This window comes from Staphylococcus sp. HMSC62A08, from assembly GCF_001839105.1.
Taxonomy (GTDB): domain Bacteria; phylum Bacillota; class Bacilli; order Staphylococcales; family Staphylococcaceae; genus Staphylococcus; species Staphylococcus caprae.
The window spans coordinates 14197-27457 of sequence record NZ_KV840030.1 but is presented as its reverse complement, the minus strand read 5'-3'; the positions used below and the strand labels follow the sequence as shown (position 1 = coordinate 27457).

At 26.1% G+C, this 13261-nt stretch carries 2 protein-coding genes; both read right to left on the bottom strand.

Annotated elements, in window-relative coordinates; all coding sequences use genetic code 11:
• Window positions 1-722 precede the first annotated feature (722 nt).
• On the bottom strand, window positions 723-10490 hold the full coding sequence (locus HMPREF3264_RS03550) for a non-ribosomal peptide synthetase (RefSeq protein ID WP_070871949.1): 9768 nt from the start codon (window positions 10488-10490) through the stop codon (window positions 723-725).
• 17 nt (window positions 10491-10507) lie between these two features.
• Window positions 10508-13261 (bottom strand): condensation domain-containing protein (locus tag HMPREF3264_RS03545; protein WP_176746811.1); only part of this gene is annotated, 2754 nt, incomplete at its 5' end.

Genomic DNA, 13261 nt, shown 5'->3' with positions numbered 1-13261 from the left:
TTCACATAATTCTAAATCATGTATATAATCCTCCAAATTTTTCATAGCCTGGCTGATTTGAAACTCAATATTATTTAAAAAGGAGTCAATGAATTCTTTTTCATAAATATTTTCATTAAAAAACGCCTTTAAATGTATGTCCTCTCCTTTAAGTGTAAAGATTAAGTTTACATTATTTACATATTTTTTTAGTATAACAGCTATTAAGCTATCAGAATGCAAACCTGACATCATTATATTTAACTGGCCCACCTCAAAGCTACTTTTATCAATGCCCAATTCTTTTAGAAGTTTATCTATAGGATAAAATTGGTACTTGTAACTATTTGATATATGCTTTTGAGAATCTCTAATTAAATCTTTTACTTTCCATCCACTATTTAATTTTGTATTAATAGGTAATAAAACATTCATAGATGGATTATCACTTAATGAAGGAATTTGTAATAAGGCAGTATTTTTCAATAAACGATTAACATGCAATCTAATACCAGAAAACAATAACGTAAAGATTAACATCTCGTTATTTTTACCAACTTTAATAATTCTTTCACTTATATCTTTGTTGATAGTTATAGAAGCAGAAGAACAATTTTCTGTCTTAGTGATTCCCTTAATATCAAATAAATTCTCTTGAAAGTTATTTAGTAATATATTTTCCCAATACTTTTTAGATTCCTTAATGCTTTTTTTAAGCATATTTACCCTCCTAATTATAAAATTTACAAATCAAAATTCATTTGTGAATAATCGTTAATTCTTTTAGAAGTTTCTTTTATAGAATCATGTAAATCATCTAATTTTCTGTCCAATAAAGGATCAGTATCTTCTACTTTAGAATTTGGGTCTTTTAACATAATACTTAAAATATCATTTAATATTAACTTTAAGTTTTGAATAGTTTGAATGGAGTATCGAGACTTATTATAATTTAATATTATTTCAATATTCTCACCATCCAAAAATATTGCACTTAAGTCATATTCTGATTGTTCGTAAGACGTGGATTTTTCAATTTTGTAGTCATATTTTTTTTCAGACAAAGTATTTTCCAACTCTTTTTTGGGATAATTTTCATAGACCATTGCGATATCAATCAAGTCCAAATTTATACCCGATGCTTTTTGAATATCTATTAATGATAGAAAACTATATTTCTCCGCTTCAAAATTATTTTTTTGTCTTTCTATAATCAAATCCAAAAATGTCGAAGAAGATTTTGTAATAATTCTTGCTAATATATTATTAACAAATATGTCTACAGCCTTTTCAATATTTTTAATAGGTGCTTGTCTACCTGAAACTACTTTACCAAAAACTATATCTGAGATTCCTCTCCATTTTTGTATCGTAACTCCCCATAACACTTCAAAAATATCATTTAATGTAGTGTTGTTTTTTTTCGCGAATTTTTTTAACAAATTCGATGTTTCAAAAGATAGTACATGACTTTCTTTTTCTATTTCTTTTTCGTTTGATATATTTTCTGGTTCTATCAATATTGATGAATCTGATTTATAATCACCTAATTCTTTTTTCCAGTAGTTATATGCTTCATTCATATTTTGTTTATCTAGCCATTCTATATATTCTTCTACTTTAGGGAGCTTATTTTCAATCAAATGTCCTGTCGAAATTTCACTGTTGTATAAATCAAATAACTCTTTGAATAAAATACTATTAGACCAACCATCCATTATAATATGGTGGTAAAACAATGCAATTTTATACCTATTTTTATTTATTTTTATCAAAGAAATTTTGAATAAATCATCTTTATCTAATTGAAATGGAGTATTTCTTTTATTAAGCAAATAATTTTCACAGATATCATATGAATTTTCGTACATGCTAAAATCATGATAATCAATATTAGCTTTTTTATCTTTTAAAACTACCTGTACTGGCGCTCTCCAATGATTCACTATATTTGTTCTTAATATTTCATATTTATTCATTAAATATCGATAAACTTTTTGTAATTTTTTACAATCTACAAACCCCGAAATTTCAAAATCAGTACTTACTAAATAATTTTTAGTATTCTTATTTTTCAAATACGAATATAACATTCCGAGTTGAATTGGTTTTAATTTATTTATGTTCTCAATCTCATCAGTGCGCACCTTCATTAATTCAGCAATTTCATTAATATCATTGTGCTCAATCATATTAATACCATAATCACGGGGGGTTAAATGAGTCTTATTTAGCTCCGTACAGTGATTAACTATTTCATTTAATGAAAATTGAATACTGTCTACAAAGTTTTTTATTGTCTTTTTCTCAAAACATTTTTCATTAAAATCTATATCAAAATATAGTACTTCATCTTGTATATAAGAGTTAATATGAATTGGAGCGATGATTTTAGTTTTTGAACTTGCTGAATTATTAACATTAATATCTGCTATTTTAAGCTGACTGTTATTCAAATCATAATCTCCTAAATAATTAAAAGCTATACTAACATATTTATCCAAATTGATTGGTAATTTGTTGTCTTTATTAGTAGAAGCTAAAATCCCATAATTAAACCCTTTATTAGGAATTTTTCGTAACATTTCTTTGTTTTGAATAATAATATCTTCCAAATTTTTGCTCGTAAAGTCGATGTTTACCGGATAAAAAGTTGTAAACCAACCTACCGTTCTTGTTAAATCATACTTATCATTAATTTTTTCTCTTCCATGACCTTCCAAAAGTACTCTTACTTTTCCTAAAGATTTAGTCCAATGCTGTAATGACCTTGCTAATATAGATAATAATATGTCATTAATCTCAGTATTATAACTTTGATTAATTTTATATTTAATATAATTTGTTCTTTCCTTATCTATATATAATTTATAACTTTTCATATCTTTTAAAGTACTATTCCCACTAATTAACCTTGTATCAACTAACTGAATAGTGCGTTCATCTAGTACGTCTTTCCAAAAGACAATTTCCCTACTATTAACTAATGTATCTGCATATTCAGTCAAATAGTGACTCCATTCTAAAAATGACGTTGATTTTAAAGGTAGATTTATACACTCATACTCCTTAAGAGAACTATAAAATTTTGATAAATCATCAAGTATGATTTGCCAAGAGACTCCGTCAACTACACTATGATGAATACACCAAAACAAATATAAACCTCTAGGTGTATGATATAAACGTATTTTGGATAAGGAATCTTTTAAATTCAAACTTTGTTGTATTGACTCAGCATCTTTTTTTAGCAGCTTTTTATAGTCACAGTTATCATTGTACTTTTTTTCAGTGATTTCAATTTTAAAGTTATCAAAACTTGAATTAACTCTTTGAAAACTATCATTAATAGTGATTCTTAATGCATCATGGTGTTTAAATAAGTATCTTATAGCTTTTTTTAGCTTTGGAATATTAATGTTCTTCCCAAAATAAACTAATTGACTTTGATTAAAATGCGAAAAAGTCTTTAATGACACATCTGTAGAAAAATATTGAAAAATGGGAGTTGATGAAATGTAACCTTCAACATCGCCTTGATTATCTTGTTTTGTCATACTTTTAACATGTGAGGATATTTCTTTAACGGTTTTATATTTCATAACATCTCTCACTTCAACAACTAATTCATATTCTCGTAACTTGGCAACTATTTGTATAGATTTGATAGAGTCTCCTCCAACATTGAAGAAATTAGTATCTCTATCTATATTAGATACGCCTAAAACTTCTTCCCACGTTTTCACCATTATTTTTTCAATGTTATTATAAATCTGACATCCGTCTTCTTTATTTTCTACCATTTTATATGTTGGATTAGGTAACTTTTCTTGATTTATTTTCCCATTTAATGTTATTGGAATTTCATCTAGTCGCATAAAAATGTTAGGAATCATATAATCAGGAAGAAGTGATTTTAGGTGATTTTTAATATATTGTGTTTCAATGTTTCCGCCACTTATATAATAACCACATAAAACCTTATTGGTGTTAATCATTTTGACTGCGGCTAACGCGTTTTCTATACCTTTCACGCTCTTCATCGCATTACTAATTTCATCAAGTTCAATTCTAAACCCATTATATTTCACCTGATTATCTTTTCTTCTAATATATTCAATATCTCCAGAAGATAGTATCCTAACAATGTCTCCTGTTTTATAATAACGTTCTTTATTCCCCATTTCAGGTAAATACACAAAGTTTTTCTCATTAAGCATTTCATTGTTTAAATAACCGTTAGACAGCCTATCACCCGCTATACATAATTCTCCTGGCATATCTATACCGCATAATTGATTATTATTAATCACTTGAATTTTAGTATTGGATAAAGGTTTACCAATAGGTATATTCTTAGGAATAGTTTTTTTAATTTCATACATTAAAGCAAATGTAGTCGTTTCCGTAGGTCCATACCCATTTACTATTTTAATATTTGAGTTATTATTTCTTAGTAAATTCACATGATAAGAAGATAATTTCTCTCCCCCAATGATTAGTATATTCAAATTATCAAACACGCTATAATCAATATTGACTAATTGATTATATAACGCTGAAGTTAACCACATAATATTTATATCTTTTTCCAAAATTATTTGCTTTAATTTACAAGGATTTGATAAAGTGCCCTTATTTGGGAATATAATCGTTCCACCATTTAATAATGGTCCCCAGATCTCAAATGTAGAAGCATCAAATGCTAATGAACCAGTTTGTAAAATCCTGGAGTTTTTTAAAAATATAAAATTGTCTTTAACTAAGCAATGAATATTCTTATGACTAATTTCTACTCCTTTAGGTTTTCCTGTAGTTCCTGAAGTATACATAATATACGCAACATCACAGGATGAACACTCAACATCTTTATAATTCAATTCTCTAACTTTATCATAGTCAAAATATAAATCATGGGTTATATTTATATCTTCAATCTTATTATTAAAATATATATACATATTACAGCTACTATCTTCTATAATATACTGAATTCTTTCTAGAGGATTTTTAAAATCGATAGGTAAATATCCATATCCTGCTTTTAAAATACCTAACATAATTGGCACCACTAAATAATTTTGCATTGATTCAAACGCAATGAATTTTCCATCTGGTTTTTTATCTAATATACATTTAGCTATATAATTAGATAAATTATTAACTTCATTATAAGTTAATTTAAATCCCTCGAATTCCACTGCATCTCTTCTAGGGTTTTGAGAAAGTTGCTCGTTAAACAATTGTACAAGAGACTTGTTCTGTTGAAAATTTGAAAAATTGCCATTTATACTATCATATAGTACCTGAAGATCTCTTCTAGATGTTAGATTAACTTGATTTAATGAAGTATTATTTTTTATATGGTCTATACTATTTTTTAAAAGATAAATTAGATTATTAGAAATCTGATTAATGAATGACTTAGAAAAGTGATAATCATCATATATAATTGTCACTTTTATATCATTTTTTTGTTCAAAAATAATGTTTATAGGATAATTAGTTTGTTCATGTTCTTTAATATGATGTATATCAAATTCTAAATTCCATTCTTTTTTATTAGGATAATTTTCAAAAACGAATAAGCTTTCAATCCTATCAGAATTAGCTTTTATAAGTTTTCTAATTTCATTTAAAGGTAAGTAAGAATACTTTTGCAGCTTTATGTTTGTACTCTGTATTTGTTTAAGTAATGTAGTAAAGCCCAAGTTTTCTGCATTATTCACTCTGATAGGGATAGTATTAATGAATAGCCCGATTACATTTTCGTAATCTTCGATTTCTTCCGGACGGCCATGAACCACGTTATCAAAAATAACGTCATTTTCGGCAGTGTATGTTTTTAAAATTAGCGCCCAACACAGTTGGCATATAGTATTTATGGTTAATCCATTTTGACTTGCTACTTTTTTTAGTTTTTGAGAAAGCTGTTCATTTAATGTTTTACTACATATATTTTGAGATCCTTCATTATCACAACTCATTTTTTGAGATAAACGGGGGATAAAGTTTATATCTGATAAATACCTTTCCCATTTTTTTAGTCCTTCGTTATAATCCCTATTGTTCAGCCATTTAATATATTTTTCATAATCGTATTTTTCAGTAACCTCAAAATCACACTCATTTATAATATCTTTATAAAAACCATTTAGTTCATTAAGAAGTATACTGTTGGACCAACCATCAATAATTATGTGATGACAAACAATCATCATTCTATATTCTTCCTCAGTCATTTTAAATATCATAATCTTGATTAAGGATTCTTTAAATATATTTATACCTTTCTCTTTAACCTTTTTAATATACTGAAAGTATCTTTCATGAGGATTGCTATAGATACTTAAGTCTAAATAATAAAAGTCAGGATCTCCGTCTTTAAGAATTACTTGTAATGGCTCTTTCCAATGATTATATATACGAGTATTAAAAATTTTATGTTTTTTACATAATAAATTAAAAGCCTTCCCATATGCATTTGCATCAAAATTGCCTTTTATGTTATATTCAGAAATCAACAAATATTCTGAAGATGTTTTATTTTTTAAATAGTTAAATAATATTCCTTTTTGCATAGGAGACAGCTTATTTATCTTCACTATAGAATCTTTTTGGGACCCATTTTTTTCAAAGTAATGACTCAATTCATTTATATCATTAATAGTTAATTCGTGTGTACCATAATCCGAGGGGGTTATCATTTCATTAAATTCTTGAGAGTTGCAGTGATTAATTACTTTTTTTAATTCTTTTTGAAAAATCTTTAAAAATTCTTGAATGTTACTTAATTCAAATTCTTCAGGAAGATAATCTATTGCTACATTTAATTTTTTATTTTCTATCCAACAATTAATCTGCAAGTTACTATTTACGATAATACTTTCAGTATTATTGAGATTAAAATTATATTTGCTAGCAGTAAATACAGATTCTTTAGAATCTAGAATTTCTCCTAAATAGTTCAAACTTATTTTAGCATTATAAGAATCTCTACTATCTATACTTTCTTTTATAAACTTTAATATACCGTAATCAAATCCTCTATTTGGGATTTTTCGTAAGTTTTCTTTAATACTAATAATTTGTTCTTTTAAATTATTGTTAAAATTATCTAATATAACTGGATAAACAGATGTAAACCAACCTATAGTTCTTGAAATATCCACCTCTGAAATTAATTCTTCTCTTCCGTGACTTTCTAATAAAACTTTTATAATTTTATACTTTTTCCATTTATACATTGCTCTCATTAAACTTACAAGCAATATATCATTGATATCCGTTTTATACTTTTTATGAATATGCGATGTTAAATCGTTTGTATCAATTTCTGTAAATATTTCAAAAACATTATTACAATCACTTAAAAACCTTTTATTTTTCTGTAAATCTAATAGCTGCAAGTTATCAGTGGATTTATCTATCTTTTTCCAATAGCTTTCTATTGAAGGTAACGGGTTGTAGCTTGAGATTTTTTCAGTCCATAATTTATAAGAATCTGTAACCAATAGTTCGGGTAATTTCTCGTACTTTTTAAAAAATAAACAACTATCTTCAAAGTCTTCTAAAAATGTTTGCCATGAAACACTATCAATAGCTATATGATTAATCACAAATAATAAAAAATTACGTTTCTCAGTTTCTACATTTGCTACTTTGATAATCGAAGTATTGTAAAGAACTATAGATTTCTGTAAATATTTTGCGATATTTTGCAATGAATTTGTCAGGTTATTTTCACTTATTTTATAACTTTGAATATCATAATCTGTTTCATCATATTTTTTATAAAATAACGTACCATCTTTTTTTACATTTATTCTCAGACTACTATGGTTCTTCACAAGATGAAGAAGCACTTTTTTTATTAAATTTATATTATATGCTTTATCGAGCTGAATAACTTTGTATTGTACAAAACCACTCAAATCTTCTACACTATTATTTTGTAAAAACATTTTAATTACTGGTGAGCTTTTCAGCTCACCTTCTTTAACAACTTCTTTATTATTGTATTTAGTTAACTTTACGCACTTAGCTAGTTCTGATATAGTTTTACACTTCAGAATATCATTAACTGAAGTTATTATATTTTTTTTTCTTAATTTAGCTGTTATTTGAATTGATTTAATAGAATCTCCCCCCATTTCAAAGAAATTACTATTAACATCAATATTAGCGATCCCTAAAACTTCGACCCAAACTTTCAGAATTTCTTTTTCTAAATCATTTAAGTTAGTATTTAAAGATTTTTTCTGTACTATATTCATTGATTTCAACTTAGAATAATCGATTTTCCCATTAGGCAAAGTAGGAAGCCTATCTAACTTAATCATAATCTGAGGTAGCATATAATTAGGTAGTAACTCTGACAATTTATTTCGTAACTCTTGCTCATTAATGTTATTCTCATTGTCATTAATTACATAATAAACAATTAGATTTTTATTCCCTTGTTTATCAACTCTATCAATAACAGCAGCTTCTTTAATCCCTTTAATGTTTTTTATAATATTCAATATTTCATTTAGTTCTATTCTGTAACCACGAATCTTGACTTGATTATCTATACGACCTAAAAAAAGCATGTTACCTTCTGAATCATAAGATACTAAGTCTCCTGTTTTATAGGCTTTACTTTTTAAATTTTCAGAATAAATAAAACTTTCTTTTGTCATTTCAGGTAAGTTCAAATATCCTTTAGCTAATCCATCGCCACTTAATAAAAGTTCACCAGGTATCCCTATCGGTAAAACCCTTCCAACATAGTCAGTTATAATAGCATTAGTGTTTACAATAGGTTTTCCAATTGGAATATTATTTTTAACATCTTCTATTTTAGTCATTTTATAACTAGAGGAAATAATAGTATTTTCCGAAGGTCCATAACCATTTATAACTGTTAAATTTTTATTATTATTTAAAATTTTCTTCACATCACCTTGCGATATAACATCTCCTCCAGAAATAACTTGTTTAACATTTTTAAAAGTTGAAGGATGAATCCGCGAAAATTGGTTGAATAATGGCGTAGGAAAAATTAATATACTTATATTATTAGTTAAAATATGTTGAGACAAGAAGTCAAAATCTATAGTTTGCTTTTTATCAATTATATTTAATTCTGCCCCATTTAATAATGCAAGCCATATTTGTTGAACAGAAGCATCAAATGATAAAGACCCAACTTGTAACAAAATATCTTTAGAAGAAATATCTAAATAATCAATTTCTTTTGTTACATTTATTAAAGACTTGTTTTTGATGCATATTCCTTTAGGGTGCCCAGTCGACCCTGAAGTATATATTATATAAGCAATAGCTTCACCATCTATAGCATTTGGTAAAGATATGTTTTCTTTATTAAAGATCCGTTTTCTTTCATTTATGTTAATAAATGAAATTTCACTTTTCTTTTTAAAAGAGAAAATCATATCTTTAAAGCCCTCTCTTCCAATTACAATTGAACATTTACTATCATTTAACATGTATTTGATTCTATTTTTAGGATAATCTATATCAACCGGTAGATACGTAGCTCCAATTTTTATAACTGCTACCATAGCGATAATTGTTTGGATATCTTTATCAGCTAAAATAGCAACTACATCATTATTTTTGACGCCCTTGTCTATCAACTTGTTTGCAAAAGAATTAGATTTTTCATTTAATTCTCTATATGTTATTTTCTCGTCACATTTAGATATTGCAATTTCTGACGAATGTTTTTCAACTATTTGTTCAAAAATTTCCTTAATAGCTATATTTTTAGGAAATATTCTTTTTTTACCCTGGCCGTAATTTATTATCTCTTGTCGTTTTTCAGAAGGTGTAACTTCAATTTTTTTTATAATTTCATTAGGATTTTCAATAATTTGATGTAATATAAAAAGATAAGATTCAAACCAACTTTTTATAATATCTTCATGATAATTGAATCTGTTATATTTTACAGTTATGGATAAATCTTTCTTTGTGTTAATATTTAATTCTATTTCATTATTAATCGGTGGATTAGCTCCGTCAATTTTGTTTATACTCAAATAAAATTGACTTTCCATCCGATCTATTATTTTTTTAAAATTTTTACTTGCAAATTCGTAATTTGAATATGTTTGTTTTAATTTTTCTTCGACATTTAAAATTAATTCTTTCACCGTTTGGTTGATGTTAACATCACAAGAAAAAGGTATTTTTTCACTTTTTAATAATTCCTTATTTCTTGGATTGTCTACATGAATAATAAAATCAGAGTTAAATGAGAAACTATCCATTTGAATATTTAATGCTGAAAGTAATAATGTTACAATTAATTGTTCATTAAATTGAGTCAAATTCTTAATTCTAAATTTCGCTTCTTTAGAGAAATTGTATTCTATAACTTTTATATTCGGTTTATTAGCACGCTGATAATTAATATGAATAATTTGATTTGTATAATCTTTTTTGGTAAATTCTTTCCAAAATTTTTCTGCTAACAAATTTTTTCTATAATTATTGTTCATTTTAGGCTCCTCCATAATCAAAAATTAAATCCTGATCCAAATAAACCATCTAATTCTTTTTCAATTTTCTTATCCTGCGTACAAGACATATCCAAATCAATATTTTTTATTTTTATACAATTGTCCGCTGAAAAACTATTTACTAAACTAATAAAGTTGCTTTTCAAGCATTCTACTTCTTGAAATGAAAGTATTTCTTTATTAAAAAGTATTTCTATTTTCAAACTCTCTCTCTCAATAAACGCGACATTTATATCATAATGCGTTTGTTCAAAAGATTCGCTTTCTTGTAAAAATACTTCTCCGTCTCTTAAAAATTTTTTTACAGGATAATTTTCAAAAACTGTAAGTGAATTTATTATAGAGTCATCACTTTTCATTAACGATTGAACTTCGTTTAAAGGTACATAGTCGTAATCGCGACTTGTATTCATGTCGCATTTCACTTTTCTCACAATATCGATTAATGACTCATCCCTATTAAATATAACTCGGATTGGGATAGTATTAATAAAGTTCCCTACACTTTTTTCAATACCTTTTATTTCTCCCGATCTTCCAGAAACTACAGTTCCTAAAACTATATCATTTTCATCTAAAAAATAACCTAAATTTATAGCCCAAAGCGCTTGGCATATCTCGTTCATAGTAATACCATTATAGATTCCTATACTTTTAATTTTGTTATAAGTATTTTGATTAACGCAAAAAGTTAATTTTTCATTAATATATTTATTTCCATTACTGTTATTAACAATCTTAGGAGAATATCCTTTTAGATAATCCCCCCAATAATCAAGCGTTTCTTTTTTACCTTTATTAAATAGCCAAGGGAGAAAATCATCAAAAAAACTACTTTCTTGCTTAACATCAAAAATATTGTTATTATATAATTTTAATAATTCGCCCAATAATATATCTATAGACCACCCATCTAAAATAATATGATGTGCAGTTATTAAAAATTTATAAGTTTCATGATCCAATTTAAATAAAGTGAATCTTATCAATTGATCCTCATTTAATTTAAATTTCTTCTCTCTCTCTTTTTTTAGTACTCGTTGAATTTTTGCTTTTTGCTTCCTTATGTTATACACAGAAAAATCGAAATAACTTATATCATATTGATAATTAGATATAACAATTTGTATAGGTAAGCCATCAGTTTCTAAAATTCTAGTTCTAAGAACATCATACTTTCTTAATAACTGCTTAATTGCTCTCGTCCATCTTTCCTTGTTTATTTTCCCATATACACAAGCTAAATTTTGAATTATATAAGCTGAGGCATCTTTATTTTTTAAATATTCGACGTACATACCTAGCTGCAACGAAGTTAAACTATTTACTCTTTGTAATTCGCACGTACATTCAAACTTATTTTTTAGATAACACTGTAGTTCTTCAATGTTTTTTTGACTACAAGTATTCACACCAAAGTCTGTAGATGTTTTTATTTTTTTGCTTTTTTCTAAACAATGATTTGTTATAACATTAATCGCTTCAGTAACATTTGTTGTTAAAGACTCTAACATTTCATCTGAAACCTGATTAGAATCTGCTTCTAACTCCCATATTAAAGTCCCATCTTTTATCTTAGTATTAATTTGTATTACTTCACCAAAATTAAATTTTCGATGTATATCTATAGTTCTTATATCAAATTCAGATAATTTAAAAATTGGATTCTGTTCATAATTTGAAACAATTCCATAATAATTAAAAAGAACATCGGGAATATTATGCTTTTCTACCTCTTTAATTTTTTCGGACTCCTTGACTATTCCATATCCAAACCCATTGTTAGGAATTCGTCTTAACATTTCTTTATTTTCAATAATACATTTTTCAATAAATTCACTACAGTTAATAATTATTGGATAATAAATAGTAAACCATCCAACTGTTCTTGTTACATCTATCTGATCGGAAATTAATTCTCTGCCGTGACCTTCCAAATTTACTGAAAAATTACTTTTATTAAAGGTTTTATTTAAAGCTATTCCTAATGCTGAAATTAGTATATCTTTTGTTTCAGTATTATAAATTTCATTACAATAATTTGTTAATAATTTCGTAATAGTCTCATTTATAATAATATTTCGTTTATTATATAATTGATATTCTGATGCATTAACATCAAAATGTTTATTATCATCTACAGCAAGAGACACTTTCTTCCAATAATCTTTTTCATCTCGTAAAGTTTTTTTAATAAACTCTTCTTCTTTAACAAATAACAACCATTCCAAATAAGAAGAATATCTATTACTTATTTTCATTTTTTCTTTGTTTAATAGCTTCAAATAAATATTTGTTAAATCTTCAATTATAATATCCCAAGACACAGAATCAATAGTTATATGGTGAAATATTAACAGTATAAAATCTTTAGTTTTGGTATGAAATAACGCAACCTGGATAATAGAATCTGGGTTAAATATATCTATATTTCCTTGTAATTCAAACCCTTTTTTTATTATCATCTCTCTAATTTTATTCTCATCAAATATATTAAATTCTTTTATTACTGGAGGATTGAGTTGAGGATCTATCTTTATCTTAGATCTATTTCTATCCATATACGCTCTTAAAGCTTCATGCTTTTTATAAATAATGTTAAAAGCTTTTTGTAAAATATCAATATCAATATTTACCCTTGACTGTAATAATAGTGATTGATTAAAATGGTTAAACATCTTATTGTCATTGTTATGAAATTTTTCATATATAGGTAATATTGGTGCCTCACCGTGGTTTTTTTCTTTTTT